Raw genomic sequence first — 25,508 nt, 5'->3', positions numbered from 1 at the left:
TTGACGAACACGAACCACTTATGGGGCGTGTAATCGTCGTAATTTGAACTGGAGGAAAGTCATGGCAGCGCACTGCCAGGTGACCGGGGCTAAGCCCGGCTTTGGCCACAATGTGTCGCACTCGAACCGACGCACCAAGCGTCGCTTCGACCCGAACATTCAAAAGAAGCGTTATTGGGTTCCGTCGTTGCGCCGCAACGTCACGCTGAACCTTAGCGCCAAGGGCATCAAAGTGATCGATGCCCGCGGAATCGATGTCGTCGTCGGCGAGCTCGTCGCCAAGGGCGTGAAGCTCTAATGGCCAAAGCACAGGATATCCGCCCGATCATCAAGCTGAAGTCGACCGCCGGAACCGGGTTCACCTATGTGACCCGCAAGAATCGTCGCAACAACCCGGATCGTCTGGTCTTGAAGAAGTACGACCCGAAGATCCGCAAGCACGTAGAATTCCGGGAGGAACGCTAAATGGCGAAGAAGTCCAAGATTGCCCGTAACCAGCAGCGTGCCGAGGTCGTTGCCCGTTACGCCGAGAAGCGCCTGGAACTCAAGCGCGCGCTCGTGAGCCCCGACAGCACCGATGAACAGCGCGAAGACGCTCGTCTCGGCCTGCAGAAGCTCCCCCGCGATGCCTCGCCGGTTCGCCTGCGTAATCGCGATCAGATCGACGGCCGTCCGCGTGGCACCTTGCGCAAGTTCGGTCTTTCCCGTGTACGCTTCCGGGACATGGCCCATAAGGGCGAACTTCCCGGTATTACCAAGTCAAGCTGGTAAGTTAGCAACTGCTAAACGTTAGCGTCCTGAAGGAGGACTAGTTACATGGCTGATAAGGCTAAGAACCGCAGTGAACTCGTTTCAGAGGTCGCCGAAAAGGCTGGCGTCACCCAGAAGCAGGTAAGCGACGTTCTGGACGGCGTCTTCGACGTCTTCTCGACCTCGGTGTCCAAAGGCGAAAAGGTCACCATTCCCGGCTGGCTTTCCGTCGAGCGCACCTCGCGTGCCGCCCGCACGGGCCGTAACCCGCAGACCGGTGAAACCATCCAGATCAAGGCCGGCCACTCGGTCAAGATCTCGGCCGGCAGCAAGCTGAAGGCCGCTGTCGCGAAGTAGTAACTCGCGTCGCTCCTTTTCACGTCAGGCGGTCACCCCATTCGGGTGGCCGCCTGACGTTCGTTTCAGGCGGGAAATTACGCCGGACGCCGCGCCGTCCCCGTAACGGCGGACGCCGCATGGAACGGTGCCGGCCGCACCGCCGAATTCGACGACCTGTAGAAGACGACTATTCTTAACATATGCTTCAGTGCCCTCTGCCCGGTCGGCGTCGATGACCTCTGAATCGACGAAGACGCCGCGCACGCGCCGGACGTCGCCGGACGTCGGAGCACGGTTCCCGGACAGCGCCCTGCTCGGCATCCTGATCGGCGCGGTCATTGCCGTGGGAATGCTGATCGTCGGGTTGCTGTACACCGGCGCTGCCGCAGCATCGGTCGTTGACGACCCGGGCGCGCTGGTCCGTTGGTCGCTCCCGGTCGTCAACCTGGCTTACAACATCTCGGTCGCAGTCACCATCGGCTCCCTCCTCCTGGCCGCCGTCGTGGTGCCGCGCAGTCGCAGCGCGGCGCCCGGCAGTGCGCTCAACCCGGCCTGGCTCCGCTTGCTGGGACTGGCCAGCGGCGCCTCGATCGTGTGGACGTTGTCCGCCATCGGCATGCTCCTGCTCGGCTATATCGACACGGTCGGCGGCCAAGCCCTGCGATCGGGCAATTTCTCGGCCCAGCTCGGCGTGTACATCACCGGCGTCGATGCGGGGACCTACTGGCTGATCGCGCTCATCATGGCGGCCATCGTGTCGACGGCGGTGTTCGGCGTCCGATCGCACGGCGGCGTGCTGGTGTTGACCGTGCTGGCCCTGTTCGGGCTGTTACCGCAGGCCCTGACCGGACACGCAGCGGACGCCTCCAACCACAACCTCGCGGTCTCGTCGATCGGGCTGCATATCGCCGGCGTGAGCATTTGGTTCGGCGGCCTGATCGCGTTGACTCTCGCCGCATCCCTGCTCGGACGCGACATCGGCGCGATCGTGGAGCGTTATTCGTCCATCGCCATCTTCGCCTACTGCCTCGTCGCGGTGTCCGGCATTTCGACGTCGTACGTCCAGGTCGGCTCGTGGGCCGGCATGGTCAGCCGTTACGGCGCCCTGATCATCGTCAAGGCCATCGCCATGATCCTGCTGGGATTCATTGGCTGGTGGCATCGTGAATTCATCATCGCCCGACTCAAGAAGGATCCGGACGCCGCCGCGCCGAGCATCCTGTCGGGCAGCCGGAAGGCAGGCGCTCCGGCCGCACCCGCAGGCCGGACGTCGTCGGCCGCACCCGCCGTCCGGACGTCGTCCGCGCGCGCGTTGTTCTGGCGGTTCGTCGCGGGCGAGATGATGTTGCTGGGGCTGGCCAGCGGGGCGGCAGTCGCCCTGTCACGGTCGGCCAAACCCGCCGGCCAAGCGCCGCCGAGTTCGCCGTCGGCCGCGGAGACTCTCACCGGATATCCGTTGCCGCCGGAGCTCACGCCGCTGCACTGGCTGACGCAATGGCGTTTGGATCTGCTGTGGGCGGTCGTGGCCGTGATCGCGCTCATCGTGTATTGGCGCGCCGTCTACGCGGTTCGCAGGCGCGCCGGCACATGGCCGATCCGACGCGCAGTCGCGTGGACGCTGGGCCTGGCAGTGCTGGTCTACGCCACCTCCGGCGCGCCGGCAGTTTACGGAGTGGTGCTATTCGGCTCGCATATGGCCGCGCATTTCCTCATCGCGTTCGTCGCCGCCGCCCTCTTGGCCGCCGCTGCGCCGGTGACCTTGCTTGCCGAATCGGCGGCCCCGCGCGGAGACGGCAGCCGCGGCGCGCGCGAATGGATCCTCGGCATGACGGGATCGGCGGTGATGCGGCTGCTGGTCCACCCCGTCACGGCCGCCATCGTGTTGGCCGCCAGCATCGCCGTCTTCTACTTCTCGCCGCTGTTGAATCTCGCGGTCGCCAATCACGTCGGCCATGAGGTCATGGTGTGGTACTTCCTGGTGGTCGGGTACCTGTTCGCCCAGTCGGTGCTCGCCGTCGATCCGGCGGCTCGGTCCGGTGCCGGCCGCGCGGTGCGCCTTGCGTGTGCGATCGGAATGGCCTGCGCGGTCGCGGCGCTGGGGATCTACCTGATGCACTCGACTGTGCTGCTCGACGGGGACTGGTTCGGCAACACCGGCCGCCCGTGGGGCCCCGACGCGATAGGGGACCAACAGCGCGGCGGCTTGTTCGCCCTCGCCGTCGGCATCGTGCCGGTGGCCGCCATGGCCGTGAGTGCCGCCGCGGGCCGGACCGGTCGCGACGGATCCTTCCCCTCCTGACCCCGTGGTCCGACTCTGCGGGCCCGGCATAGGCTGGGGCAATGGCCAACCCATTTGAAGACCTCAATCAGTACATCGCCCTGCCGCGGGCCGAATCAATGGCGCTATCGCCCGACGGCGGCAAACTTGCGCTCGTCCTCAGTACGCTCGACGACAAGCGGACCGGCTACGTGCGCTCCGTGTGGCAGGTCGATCCCGCCGGCAAGGACGCACCGCGCCGGCTCACCCGATCCGGTAAGGGCGAGGGCGGCGCCGCCTTTACGCCGTCCGGCGATCTGGTGTTCACCTCCGCACGCGAGGACCCGGCAAATCCGGACGCCGACGAGCCTCAGCTCTGGGTGCTGCCGTCCGGCGGCGGCGAAGCGCGGGCCGTCACGCGGATGCCCGGCGGCGTCGGGGGAGTCGGCGTCGCGCGGTCGAGTTCGCGGGTCGTCGTTGCGGCAGACCTGCTGCGGTCGGCAACCGGCGTCGATGACGATGCGGCCCGTCGCAAGGACCGTAGCGACAACAAGGTGGCCGCCTTATTGCACGAAGAGGCCCTGGTGCGGTTTTGGGATCACGATCTCGGACCCGACCATTGCCACGTGTTCGCGGGCGACCTCGATGCCGTGACGGCCGAGCAGACGGTGCCGTCGGGCGGCGGCGACAAGGATGACACCCATGTCGACAACCCCTTGCCGCTGACCGATTTGGTGCCCGAGCCCGGCGCCGCGTTGGACAACGCATCCGGCGCGCTGACGCCGGACGGCCGGTACTTCGTGACCGAATGGGGCGTGCGGATCAAACGCGGCTACCGGTCCACGATCGTGGCCATCGACACGACCACGGGTCGCCGCCGCGACATTCTGGCCGATGACCATCTCGAATACGGGCACCCGGTCATTTCGCCGGACGGGACGAGGCTCGCGGCCGTCGAAATGACCGAGGACACGCCCGATGAACCCGGTGACATCACGCTTGTCGACGTCGACCTGGCCGCGTTCATCGCCGGGTGGGATGCCGAGGACCGCGTCACGCCGCGGCGCCTGACCGCCGAATGGGACAGGTGGCCGAACGACTTCGCGTTCAGCGCCGACGGCAGCGCGCTGTTCATCACTGCCGACGACAACGGACGCAGCCCGATTTTCCGCCTTGACCTGCCGGCCGGCGATGCCGCCGCGGACCGGCCGACCACACTGACCGACGATGATTACGCCTACTCGAACGTGCTTGTCGCTCCGACCGGTGATGTGCTCTACGCGCTGCGGTCCAGCTACCTCAGCCCGGCCGTGCCGGTGGCGATCGCGTCGTCCGACGGCGCAGTGCGCGAATTGGACTCGCCGGCCGCCGTCCCCGAGCTGCCGGGGTACTTGTCCGAAGTCACCACGACTGCCGAGGACGGTGCCGCGTTGCGCGCGTGGCTGGCGCAACCGAGCGACGCCGGGCCGAATAACCCGAGTCCGCTGCTGTTGTGGATCCACGGCGGCCCGCTCGGCTCGTGGAATGCGTGGAGCTGGCGCTGGAACCCCTGGATCGCAGTTGCGCACGGGTATTCCGTGCTGCTTCCCGATCCGGCGCTGTCGACCGGGTACGGGCTCGACTTCATCCGCCGCGGATGGGCAGCGTGGGGCGGTAAGCCGTTCACCGACCTGATGGCCATCACCGACGAGGTCGAATCCCGGCCCGATATCGACGCGTCGAAGACCGCTGCCATGGGCGGATCGTTCGGCGGATACATGGCCAACTGGGTCGCCGGCCATACCGACAGGTTCAAGGCGATAGTGACGCACGCCAGCCTCTGGGCCATGGATCAGTTCGGGCAGACGACCGATGCGCCGTTCTACTGGGACCGGGAGATGACCCGCGAGCAGGCGATGGCCAATTCGCCGCACCGGTTCGTGGACAAGATCGTGACGCCGATGCTCGTCATCCACGGCGACAACGACTACCGCGTTCCGATCGGGGAGGGGCTGCGACTCTGGTCCGAGCTGCTTGCCGCAACTGCGGCCGACGACGGGTCCAGCGACAACAAGTTCCTGTATTTCCCGAACGAGAACCACTGGGTACTCTCGCCGCAGCACGTTAAGGTCTGGTATGACACAGTGCTCGCGTTCCTGGACGTTCACGTTCACGGGAAAGACTGGGCGCGCCCGGGCGCGCTCGGATGACCCGTCCGGCCCGTTCCGCGGGGGTCTTTTGTCGGCTCTAGGCCCCCGCGGACGAGCGACACCCACGCGGAACGGTGGCGGACACCTGCGCGGGACGGTGGCGGGGCCCCGAACGCCCGAGGAGACGAACGATGGATCAACTGTTTTCCGACGACTTTCTTGAACGCCGGGCGTGCACTATCGCGCCGGGGGCGGTCCACGTGCCCGGGTGGCTCTCGCCCGAATCAAGCCGGTGGATCACCGCCCGCTTCCGTGAATGGGCGGCCGGGCCGGTGCCGATCCGCGCCGCCACGGTGCGCGGCCACGAGATGAGCGTGCGCACCGTGTGCCTGGGCTGGCATTGGCGACCGTACGCGTATACGCGCGACGCAGTCGACGTGAACGGCAACCGCGTGCTCGACTTCCCCGACTGGATGGTGCGCCTGGGCAGGCAAGCCATTGCCGCGACGTCCGGCGACCCGCGGGCCGGCGACGACTATACGCCGGATGCGGCACTTGCGAACTACTACGATGATGCCGCGGTCATGGGCATGCACCAGGACAAGGACGAGAAGTCGCTCGCGCCAGTGGTATCCCTGTCGATCGGGGACGCATGCATGTTCCGCTTCGGCAACACGGAAAACCGTAAGAAGCCCTACCGGGATATCCGGCTGGCGTCGGGCGATCTGTTCGTCTTCGGCGGGCCGTCGCGGCTAGCCTTCCACGGCGTCACCAAGGTGTTTCCCGGGACGGCGCCGCGTGACTGCGGCCTGAGCTCGGGACGGATCAACATCACGATGCGCGTCACGGGTCTTACCGACGAGTAGGTATCCGGGGGAGCGGCCCGAGTGACGGCCATCACATCGTCGTAAGATCGGTGGATAAGGTTTTCGCATCAGCAACTTGGCCGACCACATCGAGGTGACGAGCATGCCCTTGTCCTACAGTTCAACGACCGCCGAATCCCCACTGCTGGGAGAGAGTATCGGCGAGAACCTGGAGAGCGTCGCCCGGCGGTTCCCGGATCGCGACGCCATGATCGACGTGCCGAGCGGTCGGCGTTGGACTTATGCGGATTTCGACAAGGACGTCGATACCCTCGCCCTGGGGCTGCTCGACCTCGGGCTGGAAAAGGGCGACCGGGTGGGCATCTGGGCACCGAACCTGCCCGAATGGGTGCTCGTCCAATACGCGACCGCCAAGATCGGCGTCATCCTTGTCAACGTCAACCCGGCATACCGCACGCACGAGTTGAAGTTCGTGATCGAACAGTCCGGCATGCGTGCGCTGATCTCGGCCGTCGACGCCGCGCACAGCGACTATCGATCGATGGCGACGCAAGTCGCGGCCGACGTGCCCGAGCTCGAGCGGGTCATTTATATCGATTATGGCCGGGACGACGTCCAGGCGGACTCCGCAATCAGCTCCGTGATGGACCGCGGCAATCGCAAGCGAGACTCCCTCGGCGCCGATGCGGCCCGGCAGAAACTGGCAGCAAAACTCGCCGAGCTGGACACCGACGACCCGATCAATATCCAGTACACGTCCGGCACCACCGGGTTCCCGAAGGGCGCCACGCTCAGCCACCACAATATTTTGAACAACGGGTACTTCATCGGCGAGTTGCTCGGCTACAGCGAGATCGACAGGGTGTGTCTGCCGGTGCCGTTCTACCACTGCTTCGGCATGGTGATCGGCAATTTGGCGACGCTGTCGCACGGCGGGGCGGTAGTGCTACCGGCAGCGAGCTTCGATGCTGCGGCCTCGCTGCGCGCCGTCCAGCAAGAGGGCGTGACGTCGCTCTACGGCGTGCCGACGATGTTCATCGCCGAGCTTGGCTTGGCGGACTTCGCCGATTATGACCTGTCCACGCTGCGAACCGGCGTGATGGCCGGCTCGCCGTGTCCCGTCGAAGTGATGAAGAACGTGATCGCCGAGATGAACATGTCCGAGGTGGCGATCTGTTACGGCATGACCGAAACCTCCCCGGTGTCCACGATGACGCGCGTCGACGACACGATCGAGCGGCGCACGTCGACCGTCGGTCAGGTCATGCCGCACGTCGAGGTGAAAGTCGTCGATCCGGTTACGGGGCTCGCCGTTCCTCGCGGCGAAACCGGCGAGCTGTGTACTCGCGGCTATTCGGTCATGCTTGGCTACTGGAACGAGCCGGATAAGACCGCCAAGACGCTGGACGCGGCGCATTGGATGCATACGGGCGACCTCGCCACGATGGACGACGAGGGTTACGTCAACGTCGTCGGGCGGATCAAGGACGTCGTCATTCGCGGCGGCGAGAATGTCTATCCGCGCGAGATCGAGGAATTCCTCTATCATCATCCCGGTATCTCGGACGTGCAGGTGATCGGCGTCCCCGACGAGAAGTACGGGGAAGAGCTGATGGCGTGGATCGTGATGCGCGACGGCGCCGACCCGCTGGACGCCGACAGCCTGCGGGAATTCTGCACCGGCAAGCTCGCGCACTACAAGATTCCGCGCTATGTGCACATCGTCGATGACTTCCCAATGACCGTGTCCGGCAAGATCCGCAAGGTCGAGATGCGCGAGATCAGCACCGAGATGCTCGGACTCGGCGCGGTCAAAACCGCCTAGACGGCTCAGGCGCCGGACGACGCTTCATATGTCGCGCGGGCGTCCCGTTCGGCGCGTTCGAGGTAGTCGTAGACGACGTCCGCGATCTTGCGTTGGCCGCCGATGGTCAGCGGCAGGTCGCGGCGTAGCGCACGATTCATGGCGTCGCCGATGAGTCGCGCGGTGTCGTCGTCCGATATTTTCTTGCCGGACGGCGTCAGCGGGGTCACCAGGAAGAAACCGAAGAAGACGGCGCTTGCCAACTCGGTGAGCGCCCAGGGTTCGAGATCGGTGCGGATGACTTCGGCGGCGGCGAGATCGTCCCAGAGATGCCGGTTCACGGAGTAGACCGGGGCATAGGCAAGCCGGCCGAGCACGCTGCTGTCGTTCACGATGAAGGCCTTGACCACGGGGCGGCTCATGAGCGCTCGGGCCAGCTGCTCGAAAACCTTGTCGAGTTCGTCGCCGTCCACGCCGAGCCGTTCGCGGCAGTCGACGATCATGCCGATCCGCTCATGGTGCACGAGGGCCGTGAAGAGCGCCTCACGGGTGGGCCAATGCAGATAAATGGTGCCCTTGGCGACACCGGCGCGCCTGGCGACGTCCGCGATAGTCGTCTTGTCGTAGCCGATCGAGACGACAAGCGAACCGGCGGCGCGCAGAATCCGCTCGGCTCGGGCCGGATGCTCGTGCGACGCCATCTTCGAGCCTCCAATCGAGTGCGTGATGACTATATGACCAACCATGTGAGTGCAGTCAGACGTTGTCAATGGCGTCGCCGGGCCGTATCGTCGACCGGCGATCGCGACGATGGCAGAATGGGGCTTCATAATGACTGAGAATTACGATGTCGTCATCGTTGGCGCGGGATTCGCCGGCCTGACTGCGGCACGCGAGCTGTGCCGACGCGGACGTCGCGTGCTGGTCCTCGAGGCCCGCGACCGGATCGGCGGCCGCACGTGGAGCACGGAGCGCCTTGGCCGCCGGCTCGAACTCGGCGGCACGTGGGTGCACTGGTCGCAGCCGCATACGTGGGCGGAAATCACGCGGTACGGGCTGCACATCGAACCGAGCCCCAAACCGGACGACGTGTACTGGCGTGCCGGCGGTACCGTGCACCGGACGACGCGATCGGGGTACGCGGACTTCGTCGCCCGCGGTCAGGATTTTCTCTTGGCCGACGCGGGCCGGTACTTCGGTCGCCCCTACGAGCCGTTGACTGCGGCCGGCGACTTGACGACGGTTGACGACCTCAGCGTCGTCGACAAACTCGCCGAATCGGGTCTCACCGGTGAAGAACTCGATCTGCAAACCGGAATCTGGGCCGAACACTTCAACGCGCCGGCCGAGCTGTGCGCCTACACCCAAGCCCTCCGATGGTGCGCGGCCGGCGGGAACCGTCACACGATGGACGAGGCCGCGTCGTCCTATCGGCTCGTCGAAGGCACCGGTACTCTTGCCGGCGCGATCCGCGACGACTCGCGGGCGCAATTCCGATTGAACACGCCTGTGCATCGGATCGAGCAGGACGCCGGCGGCGCAGGCGGTGCCGGCGGCGCAGCCACCGTGACGTGCGCCGACGGTACGACGGCGCGCACGGGCCAAGTCATCGTGGCGCTCGGGCTGGACGCACTGGACACTATCGAATTCGCGCCGCAGCTTCCCGGCCCCGTTCGGCGTGCGGCCGGCGAAGGCAGCGCCAGCCGCGGCCTCAAGACCTGGATCACGGTGCGCGGCCGCGTTGCGCCGTTCAGCGCCTACGGCGGCGCCGACGCGCCGTTGACGTTCGTTCGCACCGAATACTTCGACGACGACACGACAACGCTCGTCGCATTTGGTCCGCGTGCCGACGTACTCGATCCGAACGACCCGGACGCCGTCGGCTCGGCCGTCGCCCACTTCCGCCCCGATCTCGAGGTCGTCGACGTGGCCGGACACGACTGGACCCACGACGCGTGGTCGGGAGCGACCTGGCCCATGCGGCAGCCCGGCCAATTGACCTCGTACCTGGCGGCGCTCCAGCAGCCCGTCGGGGTCGTGCGATTGGCGTGCTCGGACATCGCGAACGGGTGGGCCGGCTTCATCGACGGCGCCATCGAATCCGGCCTGACGGTGTCACGGGCGGTCGACGCGTCCCTCGGCGCTCCGCGGGGTGGTTTGCGCTCGACGGGGTAGTAATTACCGCGCCGTGGGGGGCAAACCACCCCACGGAGGGCGAGGCGCCGGCAGATCGTTGTCGTGGCGGAGTAGGCGGGCGCTGTGGAGGTACCCGACAGGTCTGCGTAAGCTGCGCACAGAGAGCGAACACTCGGGAGGGGCGACTTCGATGAGCCAAACCAACGGGTCTTCCGGCGGCCCGGGAGGACGCGGACCATACACGCCGCAGGAGATCGACGTGCCGCTGTCCCGGTTTGCCATCTTCCTGGTGTGCACGGTGAACGCCGGCGCCGATTCCCGCGCCGACGTGCGCGATGCGCTGGCGGACGTCGGCGAGCTGATCAAATCCGTCGGATTCCGCGACCGCGACGGCAGCCTGGCCTGCACCGTCGGCATCGGCAGCCGCGTCTGGGAGTCGCTGACCGGCCGGGCGCAGCCGGCCGAACTCCATCCGTTTCGCGAATTCTTCGGCCGGACACACAGCGCGCCGGCGACGCCGGGCGACCTGCTCTTCCATATCAGGTCCGGCCGGCAGGACATCTGCTTCGAGTTCGAACGTCTCCTGCTCGACTCGCTCGGCGACGGCGTGCGCGTTGTCGACGAGGTGTCCGGCTTCCGGTACTTCGACACCCGCGATCTGCTTGGATTCGTCGACGGCACGGCAAACCCGGTCGGACCGGAGCTGCCCGAGGCAACGGTTGTCGGCGATGAGGATCCCGACTTCGCCGGCGGCAGCTACGTCGTCGTGCAGAAGTACGTGCACCCCCTGCCGGACTGGCAGAGCCTGCCGACCGAGCAGCAGGAATCGATAATGGGCCGCACCAAGGCCGACGACGTGGAGCTGGACGACGCGGAGTCCGGCCAAAAGTCGCACAAGACACTGACGACCATCACCGATGACGACGGCGAACACGACATCGTGCGCGACAACATGCCGTTCGGAAGCCCGGCGAAGGGCGAATACGGCACGTACTTCATCGGCTACTCGCGGTACCTGTGGGTGATCGAGCAAATGCTCGAGCGCATGTTCATCGGCGATCCGCCCGGCCTGCACGATCAGCTGCTCGACTTCTCGACAGCAGAGACCGGGACAACCTTCTTCGCCCCGTCGGCCACCTTGCTCCAATCGCTTGCGGACGTCGAGGACGTCGAGGACGCCGACGCCGCGGGCGACGCCGATGCCGACGCTGCGGACGACGGTGCCGCCGCGGCCGACTCCGGGGCAGGGAACGACCCCAGCCTGGGAATCGGCTCGCTCAAGACATCCTGACACGGCCTCTTACGGGCGACGGACAGCCTGCCGCCAGCTGATGCGGTCGCCCGAGTGCAGGATGGACCGCTGATAGATCTTTGCCGCGACAAAAGCCAACACGGCCGTCGCGGCCAGCATCAGCAGAATGGTGATCAGAATTTGCCCGGGGCCGGTGACGCCGGCGGCGATCCGCAGCGGCATCAGCATGGCCGAGAACGGCGGAATCCAGGACATGACGCTTCCGAGCGTGCTGTCCGGGGCATTCAGCGTGTAGATCGACACCATGTACATGGCCATGAACAACAGCGTGATGGGCATTGCCGCGGTGTTGACGTCCTCTTGCCGCGACACGAGTGATCCGGCGGCCGCATAGAGCACGGCAAAGAACAGATAGCCGATGATGAACCATCCGACGACCGAGCCGAAGACGGCTACGGCCGTTCCACTCACCGTGATCACGCCCGTCGCTGTCGCGGCAACGAGCGCGCAACCGCCGATCACTATCAGCTGCACCAGACCGACCGCGCCGATTCCTATGACCTTGCCCCACAACAGGTGCAACGGTTTGATCGTCGCCAGCAGAACCTCCACGACTCGGCTGGATTTTTCCTCCACGACGCCCATCGCCACGTAGAGACCGAACATCAGGATTTGGAAGAACATCAGCAGCATCGCGACCCACGCGATGCCGAGTCGTTGCCCGGCGTGCGGTTTCGGCGCGTTGATGGCGTCGACGCTTATGCCGGCTTGAGCGACGCTCTTGGCGACCTCGGCCGGATCGACACCCATCTTTGACAGCGTCGCGTTCGTGGCCTGGCGGGTGACGGCAGCGGCGACGACGGACCGCAGCTCGGGCGAGAGCTTCGACTGCACGATGACCGAGTACGCGCCGTCCGACTTCGGAACAAGCGCGGCGTCCAGATCGCCGTTCTCGACCTTGTCGCGCGCCGTCGAAGCCGACGGTACCTTCGTCGTCTGCACCGGGTTCGACTGCGCATCGCCGGCCGTGACCAGGGCCGGCGACAGCTTGCTCGCGGCGCCGACGACGCCGACCGACTCATGATCGGAGGCTCTCGACATGATGACGGACGCCGTCACGATGGCCCCGACGATCACGACCACCATGACGATGTTGGTGATGAGGAACGGCTTCGTGCGTACCCGGCTGCTGAATTCTCGCCGAAGGACGAGCCCCACGTACGCCGGTGTGCTGCGGGTGTTGAAATCGTGACTCATGCGGATACCACCTCGCGAAAGAGCTGCGTCAGGCTCGGCCGGTGCAATGCGAATTCGTGCACCGGCCCGGTGCGCAGGGCGGCGGCCAGTACCGTCTGGTCATCGGCGGCCGGGGAGAGCTGGAGGATCGAGCGGCCGTTGTCGGCGTCGAGCACCGTGACGCCGGGGATCGCATCCGCCCAGCCCGGCGGAGCGTTCGGCGCATGCACCTCGAGCCTGGCCGGGCCGCGCGAGCGCAGATTGTCGACGGAGTCCAGCGCGCGCATCGTCCCGTGCGCTACGATGCCGACCCGATCACACAGCGCATCGACGAGTTCGAGCTGATGGCTGGAGAAGATCACTGGCACTCCTTCCAGGCATTTCTCGCGCAAGACGCCGCTCATGACGTCGACGGCGACCGGATCGAGTCCCGAGAACGGCTCGTCGAGAATCAGGACGTCGGGATCGTGCACGAGTGCTGCCGCCAACTGGACACGTTGCTGGTTACCGAGGCTGAGAGCGCTCACGTTCTTGCGCAGGTGCTCGTCAATGCCCAGGCGCGTCGTCCACCGCATGACCGCGCGGTCGGCCTCCGGTGCGCTCAGACCGTGCAATTGGGCCAAGTACGCCAGCTGCTTGCCGACCTTCATTTTGGGGTAGAGGCCGCGCTCTTCGGGCATGTAGCCGATGCGTCGCCGCATATCGCGGGTGACGGGGCGGCCGGCGAAACTCACCGTGCCGGCGTCCGCTGCCAGGACGCCCAAGGCAATGCGCATAGTGGTCGTTTTTCCGGCGCCGTTGCTGCCGACGAAGCCGAACAGCTCGCCGGGATCGACGGAGAACGACATGTCCTTCAGCGCCACGGTTTGACCGAACTGTTTGGTCAGGGAGTCGATTTCCAGTCGGGCGTAGTGCGTGTGTGGCATTCGCGGGGTCCTACGGGTTGTGTGCGGGGATGTCGGGATGAGATACGTCGCGGGGACGGGCCGGCGCGTCGTCCGGGATGAAGATGTCTTCGATGGCGCAGTTGAACACGCGGGCAACCCGGAAAGCCAGCGGCAGGCTCGGGTCGTAGCGGCCTTTTTCCAAACTCACGACTGTCTGCCGGGAGACCTGAAGCTCGACGGCCAATGCGGCCTGACTGAGGCCCAACTCGGCGCGAAGGCGCGGAAGCGTGTTCTTCATCAGCGCATCCGACGCGATTCGACCGCATACAAGACGCTCCAAACGACCAAGCCGTAGACCCACGTCCAAATAGCGCTGATGTGCGGCAGATCGGCGAAAGTTTCCAGGAAGAACCAGGCCAGAGCGGCAAGCATGACCATCCAAAAGGCCAGTGCTGTCGACTCGGTGTACACGTGGTTCTCGACGCCTTCGGAGTTCTTGACCGACCGGCGGAGACCGAAGATCGCGTAGCTGGCAGCGGCTATGGCGAGGCCGACGAATACGAAATCAAGCCAATGCGGCGCATTCGCGTTCATCGACGTGACTGTGGCGGCCGCGACGAAGAGCATGTACACGCCCATGCCGAGCCAAAATGACTTTGGGGCCGACCGGTAGCAGGACGCCAACGGGTTGCTCGTCGCAGGCTTCGGATCCTCCACTTCAAGCTTGTACATCAAATGCTCCTCGGTTATCGGTGTCAAGTGACCTTGTCGTCAAGTGTGCTTGTCATTAATGACTGTCACAAGTGTGCGCGAGCCGAGGCCGACTGTCAAGGTTACTTGACAGCCGGGCCGTGTCGACGGGGATTGTGGCGGCCGAGACGGCGTGGCGGCGGCGAGGCGTCGCGCAGCACAGTACCCGTCGACGCGGAGTGGGTCATGCAGCGAATTATGGTTGTGTGGAAGACCAGGTCGTCGATCGGGCAGTAGCCGTCCGAGATACGGGGTGTACGGAGTGAGGTCGGTTCTCGTCACTGGCGCGTCCGGAGGGATCGGTTCCGCGGTCGCCCGCCGATTCGCCGAAGCCGGCGACCGTGTCGCTGTGCATTACTCCACGAATCGCGACGGCGGGACGGCCACCGTGCAATCACTCGCCGGCACGGGCCACGCACTCGTCACGGGCGATATCGGCCGGCCGGACGAGGCGTTGCAGGTGGTGGAGTCGGCGACCGCACAACTTGGCACCGTCGACGTGCTCGTCTGCAACGCGGCAGTGGCCCCGTCGGCCAATAACCGGCACTTGCTCGGCGATGTGTCGTATTCGGATTGGACCTCAGCCTTCCGGCAGATGATCGACGTCAACCTGATCGGCGCGGCAAATGTGGCATGGGCCGTTGCCACCCACCTCGTCGACCGCGGTTCGCCCGGAGCAATCGTCAACATCGGCTCGCGCGGCGCATTCCGCGGCGAGCCCGAATATCCCGCCTACGCAGCGAGCAAAGCCGGGCTCCAAGCGCTGGGGCAGTCTCTGGCAATAGCGCTTGCGCCGCACGACATCTCGGTGACCTCGGTCGCGCCGGGCTTCGTGGCCACACCCCGTCAACTTCCCAAGCTCGACGGGCCCGACGGCGACGACCTGCGTGCGCAAAGCCCCTTCGGCAGGGTCGGAACTGCCGACGAGATCGCCGCTGCGGTGTTCTGGCTGGCATCGCCGGAAGCCGCGTGGTCGTCCGGAGCCATCCTCGACGCCAACGGCGCGTCGTATCTGCGCAGCTGACGTCGCTTCCGCCGGCCGGGACTCCGGTTGGCAGAGCCCCGTCGACGTCGTGGACTACGGCTGCGGCCGCGCGCCGAACACGCTGCTGCCCACGCGGACCAATGTGGCGCCTTCTTCAATGGCCAGCTCGAAATCCGCGCTCATACCCATCGACAGCTCGAGCCCGCCGGCTGCGCCGTTGTCCGTTGCCGCCGAACCGCCGCCGTCGCCGAATCCGGCGTCCACCAGCGCCGACCGGACATCGACCAGACCCTGGTAACTCGGGCGGACGGCGTCCGGATCCGGCGAATTCAATCCGATAGTCATGAGGCCGCGCAGCCGGAGTCGATCGAGCGGAGCCAGCGAGCGGGCGAATTCGATCGCCTGCGCCGGGTCGATGCCGAATTTCGACTCCTCGCCGGACGTATTGACTTGAATGTAGTAATCCACCGTCTGGTCGATGACGTCGAGCCGGCGTTGAATCTTCTCGGCGATGTCCAATCTGTCGATGGATTGGATGCAGGAGACGTGCCTGAGCGCGTGGTTGACCTTGTTCGACTGCAACGGGCCGATCAGATGTGCCTCGTGCGAATACGGCTCGAGGTCGGCGGCCTTGGCAACGAGCTCTTGCACCCGGTTTTCACCGATCAGGGCGAAGCCGTGCTGCACGGCTGCGATGATCGCTTCGGCCGGCTGGGTCTTGGTGGCCAGCATGACGCGCACGTCGCCGGGACGCCGTCCGGATCGCTCCGCGGCATTGCCGGCTCGGCGAGCGACGTCGTCCAAGCGGTCGCAAATTCCGGCGGTGTCGATTGCGGCTGCCTCAGACATGGATCATCACCTTCAACGCGTCGCGGCCCGCCATGGCGCGGTAACCGTCGGGAATCTCTTCGAGGCCGATAGTGCGGTCGAAGACTCGGCCGGGCTCGATAGTGCCGTCGAGGACGTCGGGGAGGAGTTCGTCGATGTACGCGCGCGCCGGCGCCATGCCGCCGCCCAGGCCGACATTCTTGACGAAAAGCGGACGCAGCGGCAACCCGCCGTCCAAATGCGGCACGCCGACGAACCCGATGCGTCCGCCGGGCCGGACGATGCGCATGGCCGTCCGCCATGAATCGTCGGTGCCCACGGCTTCGACGACGTGATCCACGCCGTGGCCCGTCAATTCGCGGACGGCGTGGACGGCGTCCTCCCCTCGGGCTGCGACGACGTCGGTCGCCCCGAATTCGCCGGCCAGATTGGTGCGATCGGCGTGCCTGCCCAAGATGATGATCCGCTCGGCGCCCAATCGTTTGGCAGCGATGACGGCGCACAGGCCGACCGCTCCGTCCCCGACCACCGCGACGCTGCCGCCCGTCCGCACTCCCGCGCCCAATGCGGCGTGATGCCCGGTGCCCATGACGTCGGAGAGGGCCAAGAGCGAGGCCATCCGATCGTCGTCGGATTCCACCGGGAGCCGGACGAGCGTGCCGTCGGCCAGCGGCACCCGCACGGCCTCGCCTTGGCCGCCGTCCGTGTCGTATCCCCATGCGCCACCCTTCACACACGAGGTGTGCAAGCCGGCGCGGCAGAACTCGCACGTGCCGCACGAAATCCGGAACGGCGCCACCACCATGTCGCCCGGGTGCACCGTCCGGACGTCCGGGCCGACGTCACGGACCCGGCCGATGAACTCGTGTCCGATACGCCGTCCGGAATCCACGGGTTCCATATCGCCGTACGGCCACAGATCGCTGCCGCAAATACAGCTGTGAGTAACGTCGACAAGCGCGTCCCCGGGGCCGCCGACGACCGGATCGGGCACATTTTCGACGCGGACGTCGCCGGCCCCGTAAATCACGGCTGCGCGCATTTTGCTCCTTTGGTTCGGTCACTGACCAGCTTAGAACGTACCGGCGGGCCGAGAAATCGACGCCGGGTGCGCGTGGGCCGGTGACCGAGTATGACGGTGCGGGAAGCAAACCGGCTGCCCGTGGTGTTGACTGGAACTGTGACTATTCGTATGCGTGCACCGGAACTGACGGGACGTCGCTGGCTCGGTACCGGCGGCCGGGACATCACGCTTGCCGACTTGCGCGGCAAGGTCGTTCTGCTGGATTTCTGGACCTTTTGCTGCATCAACTGCCTCCACGTCCTCGACGAATTGCGTCCGCTCGAAGAAAAGTACTCCGACGTGCTCGTCATCATCGGCGTGCACTCGCCCAAGTTCGAATTCGAGCGCACGCCCGAAGCCGTCGAAGCAGCGGTCGAGCGCTACGAAGTCGAACATCCGGTCCTCGACGACCCGAACCTGACCACCTGGCAGGCGTACACCGCCCGGGCCTGGCCGACGCTGGCCGTCATCGACCCGGAAGGATATGTGGCGGCGAATCTGTCCGGCGAAGGTCACGGCGCCGGCCTTGCGGTGCTCATCGAAGAGCTCATCGCCGAACACGACGCCAAGGGCACATTGCATCGCGGTGACGGACCGTATGTGCCGCCGGCAGAGCCGGAAAGCGAGTTGAAATTTCCGGGCAAGGCGCTCGCGCTGCCCGGCGGCGGGTACCTCGTGTCGGACTCCGGCCACCACCGGCTCGTCGAATTCGCGCCGGACGGCGAGACCATCCGCCGCGTGATCGGCACCGGCGAACGCGGCCTTGTCGACGGCGGCCCCGACCTGGCACAGCTCAGCGAGCCGCAAGGCCTTGCCCTACTGCCGGACGGCGTGCGCGCAGCGGCCGGGTACGACGTCGTGGTGGCCGACACCGTCAACCACGCACTCCGCGGACTACGCCTGGACGACGGCAGCCTCACCACCGTGGCCGGAACCGGCGACCAGTACAAGATCGGCGCGGCCGACAACCGCACGTTCGGACAAGGCGTCGACCCCGGCTGGTACGACGGCCCGGCCGACGCCGTCAAACTGTCCTCGCCCTGGGACGTCGAATGGTCGGATGCTCTCGGCGCCGTCCTCGTCGCCATGGCCGGCAACCATACTTTGTGGACCTTTGATCCGGCAGCCGCTCGCATTGCGCACTTTGCCGGCACCATGAACGAGGGCCTCGAGGACGGTGCTCCGGATGACGCGTGGTTTGCGCAGACGTCCGGTATCACCATCGATTCTCAGGGACGCGCGTGGTTCGTCGACTCGGAGACATCGTCGTTGCGGTATCTACAAAGCGGGCCCGCTGCGGGAACGTCCGACACGGCGTTCGAGATCTCGACGGCAGTCGGCGAAGGACTCTTCGACTTCGGGTTCCGCGACGGCCTCGCCGCCGAAGCCCGTTTCCAGCATCCCCTGGGCATCACGGTGCTGCCGGACGAATCGATTGCCGTGGCCGACACCTACAACGGCGCCGTCCGCCGCTACGACCCGGAGACGGCTGAGGTATCCACCCTGGCGCAAGGACTCGCCGAGCCAAGCGATCTACTTGTCGTTCCGGCGGAATCGGCTGAGGAACCCGTGCACCTCCTCGTCGTCGAATCCGCCGCCCACCGGCTCACCCGGGTGGCGATCCCGGCGCACGCCCAGCAAGTCAGTGGGCCGGCCCAGACGACGTCGCGCCCGCCGACGGAGATCGCGGCCGGCACGCTGCACCTCGCCATTGGGTTCGAGGCGCCGACGGGGCAAAAGCTTGACGACCGGTGGGGCGACCCGACGTGGCTGCAGATCTCGTCGACGCCGGCCGAACTATTGGTCGGCGGCAGCGGTGCCGCCGAGGGGCTGGCGCGGACGTTGACGATCGCACCGGATGTGCCGGACGGCGTCCTGCACATTTCGGCCCGCGCCGCCGCCTGCGACGGTGATCCGGTCACCGGTGAACTGCCCGACCATGCGGCGTGTCATCTGTATCAGCAGGACTGGGGGATTCCGGTGCACGTTGATGGGGCGGGCGCCGATTCACTCACGCTCGACCTCCGCGGCGTCTGACCGGCCCACCCATACCGTCAAATCCGGCGGCGGGCGAGTGGTAGCCGGGGATGGCCGCGGCTACTTGACCCCGGCCGCCGGTGCGAACAGGGCGAAATGCGTGCTTTGATCGTCGATGCACTCGGCCCATCGTCCGTAAAAATCGTCACCGCTCTGGTCCGATACGACGGTGCCGCCGCACTTGCGGACCTGTGCGAGGGCAGCATCGACGTCGTCCGGCGCAAATGCCGCGGCAACGGCGCGGCTCGGCTCCTGTCCGGGCGGGAGCGGGGCGATCGAACCCCACGGATCCGATTCGAGAACGTGATTGCCGCCGGCGGAACCCGGCTCGCTGAATGTCCACCCCATGACGGGGCCGAAGAAGTCGACCGCCCGTGCGGTGTCTGCGACGTACAGGATCCAATAGCTGATTTGCGCGCTCATGCTAATTCCTCGATGTGTTGGTTTCGGACCTTCGCCGGCGCATTCGCCAGCCATGACTCGACGAGTAACTCGCGGAGGCGCTCGGAATCTGTGTGCTCCAGTCGCACCAGGATCGCGCCGTACCCGTCATAGTGGGCAGTCGTGTAAAACGCCGGGTCGTCGTCGGCCAGCAGCGCGGCCTTTTCGTCGAGTCCGCAGCACAGCACCGCGCCGCCGTCCTGGTTTCGCAGGCGCGCGAGAAGTTTGCCGGCGACCTTGAGTGCTGGCGTTCCGTACGAGGTCGATTCGGCGGTTTCGGGCAGCGAGAGCCCGATCCGCACGACATCCGACCAGTCCATCTACGCCACCGCCCTCTTTTGTGTATACGTAAACAATATGCGTTTCGGTGAGCGTGTCAAGGCTGTTGCGACGCCGCGGACGCATATCCGGCCGGCTCGTTCTTATGGGTTCCGGCCGGGAGAAGGGGCAACGGGCAAACGCGCCCTACACCGCGGTGAGCCCGGCCACGATTGCCCGAACCCCATTGCCGAAGTCGAAATTGGCTCGAGCGCGCGGCCAATAGGTTCCCGTCTGGGCGATCAGCGGAAAGTCGGCCGCGTCGGCGCCACGCATGGAGCTGGTCTGCACCGGCTCGCGATCGAGCGTCGAGGTGGCGGCGATGGTGCGGTGCCTGATGATGAGCGTGCCGACGAGGTAACGCCATACCGTGAGATACCCGTCAACCGCTGCTGCCGGGGACAGGCCGAGCGCGATCAATCCCGCAAGGATCTCCTCGACGGCCCAGCGGATGGACGGGGCGTACAAATCGCCGCGCGAGAGCACCTCGACGACCCAGGGCCGCGCATCCAGTTCGTCGTACAGCCAGACGAAGATCCGCTCCACCCGAGCCGCCGGTTCGCCGGGTAGCTCCGGACTGACGAGTGATTCAACTTCCCGGCTCAGCACCGCGACCAGCAGCGAATCGCGGTTTTCGACGTGCCGGTACAAGGCCATCGGCGAGGCGTCCAGCTCGGCGGCGACGCGCCGCATGGTCACGGCGTCCACGCCATGATCGCGGATCAGACGGGCCGCCGCGTCAACGATCGCTTTGCGGGTCAGGCGCGGCGGACGTCCGCGGCGAGCATCGGCGGTGGGCATACCTACCATGATCCCAAAACGCGGCGCGTCGTCGGGAACGCGCCGTCAGAACTTCGCGTTCTATACGACGCGCCGCGTTTTGCGGAAGGGGGCGGGGCCGGGGGAAGAAGGCGGGGCTAGTCGAACTTCGGCATGACGAGCACGCGGCCGTCGGCGATGCGGACGGTTGCGGAATATTCGAAGGTCGAGGACGTGCGAAATTTCGATTTCTTCGCCGTCACGATATCCATCTCGGTGCCGGACGCCGTGGCCTCACCCGTCGCGTCGGCCATCACCCAGGCGCCGTGCGCGCGGGACAGCTCGACGGTGGGAACCTTGTTGATGGTCCACGAGACGCGTCCGAGGATCTTGTTGTCGTTGTTGACGGCGAACGGGCACCCGGACGGCGCCAACACCGTGGCATCAGCGCACGCCGTCAATGACGCCTTGATCTGCCGGTGCACTTCACGGCCCAAAGCCGGCGTGGCAGTGAGCGACAGCGTCACGTCGTCCGGCGTGGCCGTGTGCGACGACACCGTCACCGACTCGGGCGATGCGCGCACGTACTTGCTCGAATAGCCGACGGTGTACGTTGCGGGGAAGAGCACCGGCAGCGATTGCGTGGACGAGCCGAGCTCGAGTCGGACGCCGTTGATCGCCACCGTGGACGAGCCCGGCACCGTGATCGTCAGGCGGGGCAGTTTCTCGGGCCGCAAACGCCAGTCGTTGAAGACCAGCCACCGGCTCGGCCCCTTCTCGGCCACGAAGGTCGCCGACGCCCTCGAATCGTTGAGCGTGTAATCGTAGGTCACCGCCACGCGTCCGTCGGACAGCTCGCGGGTGCCGGCCAGATCGAAGTCCTCGGGCAGGTCGGACGCCCCCGACAACACGCGCTTGCTCAGGGCCGCCCGGTTCGCCGAGTCGAGTCCGCGCGGGTTCAACAGGGCAAGCGCACGGTGCGAGTCGCCGTTGCCGACCGCCGTCAAATAGCCGAGGGCAGCCCGCGCCGGGGTGTACACCCAGTGGTTGAGTGCCAGCACGCCCAAGACCCCAATCACTATCAACCCGCCGGCCGCGACGAGCGTCCACGCGGTAATGCGACGAGGTGATGTGAGGCGGCCCATGGTGCCTTGAGGGTAACAGCCCCGCCCGCCGGCGTGCGGTTAGAACGCCCCTTCGTCGAGTTCCATCAGGTCATTGTTCGTGCTCTCGGCGATCTTCCGCTCCGCCGTGAGTTTCGGCAGCACCTGAGCGGCGAAGAACTTCGCCGCGGCGATCTTGCCCTGGTAGAACAACCTGTCGGACTCGCCGACGTCGCCTCGCAAAGCGTCAATCGCCACGGCGGCCTGACGCAGCAGCAGCCACGCGATGGCCAATTCGCCGGTTGACAGCAGCAGCCGGGACGTATTCTGGCCGACCTTGTACACGTTCGCCGGATCGCCCCCCGAACGCGGATCCGACGACGTCAGGAACCCTGTCAAAGTCTGCACGATTCCGCCGACGTCTCCGGCGGCGCGGCCCAGCATGGCACGCTCCTTGGCCAGCTCGTCGCCGCCGGCGTCCCCGGCCGCGAACTGACCGATCTCGGTCGACATGGCGCCGAGCGCTTTGCCTCCGTTCTTCACGATCTTGCGGAAGAAGAAGTCCATGCCCTGGATCGCCGTCGTGCCCTCGTACAAGGTGTCGATCTTGGCATCGCGCACGTACTGCTCGATCGGGTAGTCCTGCAAGAAGCCGGAGCCGCCGAACGTTTGCAGGCTTTCGGTGCCCAGCAGCACCCACGACCGTTCCGAGCCGAAGCCCTTGACGATGGGAAGCAGTAGATCGTTCAGCGCGACGTCGTCGTCGGACGGCGCTTCGCCTGCCAGCCGCGCCGTCTCGATCCGGTCCTGCACCGTTGCCGTGTACAGCACGAGCGCGCGCAGGCCTTCGGTGTACGCCTTCTGCGTCATCAGCGAACGCCGGACGTCGGGATGGTGCGTGATCGTCACGCGCGGCGAGGTCTTATCGGCCTGGTTGGCAAGATCCGGGCCCTGCACGCGCTCCTTGGCGTAGTCCAGCGCGTTCAGATATCCGGTCGACAGCGTCGCGATCGCCTTGGTGCCAACCATCATGCGCGCGTATTCAATAACCTGGAACATTTGCCGGATGCCGTCGTGGACGCCGCCCAGCAACGTGCCGACCGCGGGGATCCCGTCGACCTCGCCAAAGCGCAGTTCGGTGGTGGTGGACACCTTCAGGCCCATCTTGTGCTCCACATTCGTGACGAATGCGCCGTTGCGCTCGCCGAGTTCGCCCGACTCCGGGTCGATGTGGAACTTCGGCACGACGAACAGGCTGAGGCCCTTCGTGCCGGGGCCGCCGGCGCCTTCAACGCCTTCGGGCCGGGCCAGGACGAAGTGGACGATGTTGTCCGAGAGGTCGTGTTCGCCCGATGTGATGAATCGCTTGACGCCGGTGATGTGCCAGGTACCGTCGGCTTGCTGGACCGCCTTGGTGCGCCCCTGCCCGACGTCCGAACCGGCGTCCGGCTCCGTGAGCACCATGGTGGCGCCCCAACGACCCGCCACAAGCTGCTGAGCGAGCTTTTTCTGCTCGTCGGTGCCCAGCTGAATCAAGATCCTGGCAAATGACGCGAACGCCGCATACATGTGCGACGCCGGGTTCGCGCCCAGCAGCATTTCGGCAACAGCCCAGCGCAGCGACGGCGGCGCCGCAGTCCCCCCGACCTCGACGGGTGCTTCGATTTGCCACATTCCGGAATCGACGTACGCCTTGTAGCTCTTCTTGAACGCCTCGGGCAGAGTCACCGAATACGTCGCGGGGTCGAAGACGGGCGGATTGCGGTCGGCCTCGGCGTACGAGTCGGACAGCTCATTGCCTGCCAGGCGAGCAACCTCGGAGAGAATTTCGCGGGCCGTATCGGCGTCCATATCTTCAAACGCGCCGGTGCCCAGCACTTCCTCGCGGCCCAGTACTTCGAACAAGTTGAAGTAGATGTCGCGGAGATTGGATTTGTAGTGGCTCATTGCCGCCCTTTCGAGGTCTCGTCCACGTGCTCACCTGCGTCTTTGCAGGGAACGTGTCTGCCGATACGTGCTGTACTTCAAGAATGCTACTCGCCAGTAACTTACGCAAGCCGGTCAGCGGTGTCAGTCGCTGAAATAGGACGCCGACAGCTGACTAGTATCGACGCGGGCAAAGACGCGCTGGCCCAGTGTCCATGGAATCTGCGCGCTCGCCAGTGCGGTCAGTTCGAGTCCGCGTTCGGGGTCGACCGGCGACAGTCCGAGCCGGAGGGTGCGGCCTTCCGGGACGGTGCTGCCTTCGGCGCGGCGGCCGCCGGCCAAGTGGGCGATGCGGGCCTCGAACACGTCGCGGTCGGCGCCGCCGGGTTCGTCCGGATAGACGGTGACGGCACGTGGCGGCACGGTGATCAACACCCGTCCCTTCAACTCGGTCGGAGCCGAGATGCTGGAGTGCCCAATCGATAGCCGGCCCCCTCGGGCCAGACCAGTGAAGAAATTGACGTCGGCGAGCCGGGCCGCATACGTGCTGCGGGGGTGTGCACGAACCTCGGCGGGCGTGCCGATTTGGGCGGCGCCGTCGTCGATCACGGCGATCCGGTCGGCCGATTCGGCAACGCCGGCGTCGTCCGTGGTCATGACGACGCACCCGGGGAAGCCAGTCAACGCGGCGCGCAACGCGTCGGCCGGCGGGCTGTCCGGCGCGTCGCCGAGCACGGCAAGCGGACAGTCAAGCAAGAGCACTCGCGGCCGGGAAGCGAGTGCGCGATCCAGGGCGTCGGCAGTGCGCGCCTTGCCGTGCGACGAACTGCGAACCCGCGTCATCGCAGCGGCCAACCGGCTTGCGGGATACCGTGTCCCGTCCCTTTCGAGCATGAGCACGTCGCCGCGCCCGGCCGGGCCCGGGGCGCCGTCGAGGAACACCCGGCAGCCCGCGGGCGGCGTCCGTGTCGTCAATGTGCGTGCCGCCAACCGCAACAACTCGGCCAACTCATCACCCGAAGGGCCGAAGAGGGCGAAAACCTCGCCGGGCCGCACGGTGATGTCAAGGCTTGACCCGGACGTCAACGGCAGCCGCGCCACGAGGCCGGACGCCGCGTCGGGACCGCCGTCCGATCCGGGACCGCGCGTGCCGGGTCGGTCGGAATCGGTTGTCACGTGGTCGAGCGTTCCATGATCACGTTCGTCGACTTCACCATGGCCACTGCCTCGGCGCCGACTTCGAGGCCGAGGTCGCGGACGGCTTCGACGCTGATCAGCGAAACCACGCGGAAAGGGCCGGCCTGGATGTCGACCTGCGCCATCACCGTGTCTTCCTTGATGCGCGTGACGATCCCCGGGAAACGGTTGCGGGCGCTGGACGGCGAGACCTGCCCGGGGCTGGACGGCGACGACTGCTGGCCGATCTCGAGCGCCAGCCCGGCAAGGGCCTTTCCATCGATCTTTTGCGGACTCGTTCCGGGCACGGGTTTCAGCCGACCGGAGTCGATCCACCGGCGGATGGTGTCGTCGCTGACGGCCAAGAGCCGGGCGGCTTGGGAGATGCGGAAGGCTGTCATATCGGCACCCTAACACCGGCCGCGCCCGTCTCCGCCGGGACGATGACGCCGTGAGGAGATCGGCGGCAACTGCGGCAACAGCCGCCCTGCCGAGTACCGCGCGG

The 25,508-nt window shown here is 66.3% G+C and carries 26 protein-coding genes; 12 read left to right on the top strand and 14 right to left on the bottom strand.

Annotation, left to right across the window (positions count from 1 at the left end; all coding sequences use genetic code 11):
• Positions 1 to 61 precede the first annotated feature (61 nt).
• From rpmB to BJY26_RS03390, 8 genes are all read left to right on the top strand, one after another.
• Positions 62 to 298: a 50S ribosomal protein L28 gene (rpmB, locus tag BJY26_RS03425; protein ID WP_179425690.1), complete on the top strand. Its 237-nt coding sequence runs from the start codon at positions 62 to 64 to the stop codon at positions 296 to 298.
• Positions 298 to 465: a 50S ribosomal protein L33 gene (gene rpmG, locus BJY26_RS03420; RefSeq protein WP_179425688.1), complete on the top strand. Its 168-nt coding sequence runs from the start codon at positions 298 to 300 to the stop codon at positions 463 to 465. Before rpmB ends, rpmG begins: the two co-directional genes overlap by 1 nt.
• The gene (gene rpsN / locus BJY26_RS03415; RefSeq protein WP_179425686.1) at positions 466 to 771 is read left to right on the top strand and encodes a 30S ribosomal protein S14; all 306 of its coding nucleotides are present in this window, start codon (positions 466 to 468) and stop codon (positions 769 to 771) included.
• Positions 772 to 816: 45 nt separating this feature from the next.
• Positions 817 to 1,107: an HU family DNA-binding protein gene (locus BJY26_RS03410; protein WP_179425684.1), complete on the top strand. Its 291-nt coding sequence runs from the start codon at positions 817 to 819 to the stop codon at positions 1,105 to 1,107.
• Between the two features lie 214 nt (positions 1,108 to 1,321).
• Positions 1,322 to 3,388: a bifunctional copper resistance protein CopD/cytochrome c oxidase assembly protein gene (locus BJY26_RS03405; RefSeq protein ID WP_179425682.1), complete on the top strand. Its 2,067-nt coding sequence runs from the start codon at positions 1,322 to 1,324 to the stop codon at positions 3,386 to 3,388.
• 41 nt (positions 3,389 to 3,429) lie between these two features.
• The gene (locus BJY26_RS03400; protein WP_179425680.1) at positions 3,430 to 5,535 is read left to right on the top strand and encodes a S9 family peptidase; all 2,106 of its coding nucleotides are present in this window, start codon (positions 3,430 to 3,432) and stop codon (positions 5,533 to 5,535) included.
• 131 nt (positions 5,536 to 5,666) lie between these two features.
• Complete coding sequence (locus BJY26_RS03395) at positions 5,667 to 6,341, top strand: alpha-ketoglutarate-dependent dioxygenase AlkB family protein (RefSeq protein WP_179425678.1); 675 nt, start codon at positions 5,667 to 5,669, stop codon at positions 6,339 to 6,341.
• A 103-nt stretch (positions 6,342 to 6,444) separates the two neighbouring features.
• Complete coding sequence (locus BJY26_RS03390) at positions 6,445 to 8,127, top strand: AMP-binding protein (protein ID WP_179425676.1); 1,683 nt, start codon at positions 6,445 to 6,447, stop codon at positions 8,125 to 8,127.
• A gap of 5 nt (positions 8,128 to 8,132) precedes the next feature.
• Here BJY26_RS03390 and BJY26_RS03385 read toward each other — a convergent pair whose 3' ends face one another.
• The gene (locus BJY26_RS03385; protein ID WP_179425674.1) at positions 8,133 to 8,852 is read right to left on the bottom strand and encodes a TetR/AcrR family transcriptional regulator; all 720 of its coding nucleotides are present in this window, start codon (positions 8,850 to 8,852) and stop codon (positions 8,133 to 8,135) included.
• A gap of 85 nt (positions 8,853 to 8,937) precedes the next feature.
• On the opposite strand from BJY26_RS03385, the gene BJY26_RS03380 reads away from it, so the two are divergent.
• A complete protein-coding gene (locus BJY26_RS03380; protein ID WP_179425672.1) occupies positions 8,938 to 10,281 on the top strand; it encodes a flavin monoamine oxidase family protein in 1,344 nt (447 codons plus the stop codon).
• A 151-nt stretch (positions 10,282 to 10,432) separates the two neighbouring features.
• The gene (locus BJY26_RS03375) at positions 10,433 to 11,533 is read left to right on the top strand and encodes a Dyp-type peroxidase (protein ID WP_179425670.1); all 1,101 of its coding nucleotides are present in this window, start codon (positions 10,433 to 10,435) and stop codon (positions 11,531 to 11,533) included.
• Between the two features lie 9 nt (positions 11,534 to 11,542).
• Here the strand turns inward: BJY26_RS03375 and BJY26_RS03370 are convergent, their stop codons facing one another.
• From BJY26_RS03370 to BJY26_RS03355, 4 genes are read right to left on the bottom strand one after another with little or no spacing between them, the layout of a single operon-like run.
• Positions 11,543 to 12,751: an ABC transporter permease gene (locus tag BJY26_RS03370; protein ID WP_179425668.1), complete on the bottom strand. Its 1,209-nt coding sequence runs from the start codon at positions 12,749 to 12,751 to the stop codon at positions 11,543 to 11,545.
• Entirely contained in the window at positions 12,748 to 13,656 is a 909-nt protein-coding gene (locus BJY26_RS03365) for an ABC transporter ATP-binding protein (protein WP_179425666.1), read from the bottom strand. The genes BJY26_RS03370 and BJY26_RS03365 overlap by 4 nt, the downstream gene beginning before the upstream one ends.
• Positions 13,657 to 13,666: 10 nt before the next feature.
• Positions 13,667 to 13,915, bottom strand: coding sequence for a helix-turn-helix transcriptional regulator (locus BJY26_RS03360; RefSeq protein WP_179425664.1), 249 nt, complete (start codon positions 13,913 to 13,915; stop codon positions 13,667 to 13,669).
• Positions 13,915 to 14,376, bottom strand: a complete 462-nt coding sequence (locus BJY26_RS03355) for a hypothetical protein (protein ID WP_179425662.1) — start codon at positions 14,374 to 14,376, stop codon at positions 13,915 to 13,917. Before BJY26_RS03355 ends, BJY26_RS03360 begins: the two co-directional genes overlap by 1 nt.
• Before the next feature lie 253 nt (positions 14,377 to 14,629).
• On the opposite strand from BJY26_RS03355, the gene BJY26_RS03350 reads away from it, so the two are divergent.
• Positions 14,630 to 15,391, top strand: a complete 762-nt coding sequence (locus BJY26_RS03350; protein WP_179425660.1) for an SDR family NAD(P)-dependent oxidoreductase — start codon at positions 14,630 to 14,632, stop codon at positions 15,389 to 15,391.
• Between the two features lie 54 nt (positions 15,392 to 15,445).
• Here BJY26_RS03350 and BJY26_RS03345 read toward each other — a convergent pair whose 3' ends face one another.
• Together BJY26_RS03345 and BJY26_RS03340 are read right to left on the bottom strand one after the other, a co-directional pair.
• The gene (locus tag BJY26_RS03345) at positions 15,446 to 16,201 is read right to left on the bottom strand and encodes a YggS family pyridoxal phosphate-dependent enzyme (protein ID WP_179425658.1); all 756 of its coding nucleotides are present in this window, start codon (positions 16,199 to 16,201) and stop codon (positions 15,446 to 15,448) included.
• Positions 16,194 to 17,222 carry a zinc-dependent alcohol dehydrogenase family protein gene (locus BJY26_RS03340; RefSeq protein WP_179425656.1) on the bottom strand — a complete coding sequence of 343 codons (1,029 nt, stop codon included), beginning with the start codon at positions 17,220 to 17,222 and terminating at the stop codon, positions 16,194 to 16,196. The genes BJY26_RS03345 and BJY26_RS03340 overlap by 8 nt, the downstream gene beginning before the upstream one ends.
• Positions 17,223 to 17,372: 150 nt before the next feature.
• Here BJY26_RS03340 and BJY26_RS03335 point away from each other — a divergent pair, with 150 nt between their 5' ends.
• A complete protein-coding gene (locus BJY26_RS03335; RefSeq protein WP_237249178.1) occupies positions 17,373 to 19,280 on the top strand; it encodes an NHL domain-containing thioredoxin family protein in 1,908 nt (635 codons plus the stop codon).
• 60 nt (positions 19,281 to 19,340) lie between these two features.
• Here BJY26_RS03335 and BJY26_RS03330 read toward each other — a convergent pair whose 3' ends face one another.
• The 7 genes from BJY26_RS03330 to BJY26_RS03300 all read right to left on the bottom strand — a co-directional run bounded on the left by BJY26_RS03330 (position 19,341) and on the right by BJY26_RS03300 (position 25,404).
• Positions 19,341 to 19,703 (bottom strand): VOC family protein, encoded by a 363-nt coding sequence (locus BJY26_RS03330; protein ID WP_179425652.1) that lies wholly within the window; start codon positions 19,701 to 19,703, stop codon positions 19,341 to 19,343.
• Positions 19,700 to 20,041, bottom strand: a complete 342-nt coding sequence (locus BJY26_RS03325; RefSeq protein ID WP_179425650.1) for an MmcQ/YjbR family DNA-binding protein — start codon at positions 20,039 to 20,041, stop codon at positions 19,700 to 19,702. Before BJY26_RS03325 ends, BJY26_RS03330 begins: the two co-directional genes overlap by 4 nt.
• Before the next feature lie 145 nt (positions 20,042 to 20,186).
• Positions 20,187 to 20,840 carry a TetR/AcrR family transcriptional regulator gene (locus BJY26_RS03320; protein WP_179425648.1) on the bottom strand — a complete coding sequence of 218 codons (654 nt, stop codon included), beginning with the start codon at positions 20,838 to 20,840 and terminating at the stop codon, positions 20,187 to 20,189.
• A 116-nt stretch (positions 20,841 to 20,956) separates the two neighbouring features.
• Positions 20,957 to 21,943: a hypothetical protein gene (locus tag BJY26_RS03315; RefSeq protein WP_179425646.1), complete on the bottom strand. Its 987-nt coding sequence runs from the start codon at positions 21,941 to 21,943 to the stop codon at positions 20,957 to 20,959.
• 39 nt (positions 21,944 to 21,982) lie between these two features.
• The gene (locus BJY26_RS03310; RefSeq protein WP_179425644.1) at positions 21,983 to 23,848 is read right to left on the bottom strand and encodes an acyl-CoA dehydrogenase; all 1,866 of its coding nucleotides are present in this window, start codon (positions 23,846 to 23,848) and stop codon (positions 21,983 to 21,985) included.
• Positions 23,849 to 23,971: 123 nt separating this feature from the next.
• Positions 23,972 to 25,003: an ATP-binding cassette domain-containing protein gene (locus BJY26_RS03305; protein WP_179425642.1), complete on the bottom strand. Its 1,032-nt coding sequence runs from the start codon at positions 25,001 to 25,003 to the stop codon at positions 23,972 to 23,974.
• Positions 25,000 to 25,404: a TOBE domain-containing protein gene (locus tag BJY26_RS03300; RefSeq protein ID WP_179425640.1), complete on the bottom strand. Its 405-nt coding sequence runs from the start codon at positions 25,402 to 25,404 to the stop codon at positions 25,000 to 25,002. Before BJY26_RS03300 ends, BJY26_RS03305 begins: the two co-directional genes overlap by 4 nt.
• Between the last annotated feature and the right edge of the window lie 104 nt (positions 25,405 to 25,508).

Origin of the sequence: Spelaeicoccus albus (assembly GCF_013409065.1) — a bacterium.
Taxonomy (GTDB): Bacteria; Actinomycetota; Actinomycetes; order Actinomycetales; family Brevibacteriaceae; genus Spelaeicoccus; species Spelaeicoccus albus.
This window is presented reverse-complemented; position numbering and strand designations above follow the sequence as displayed.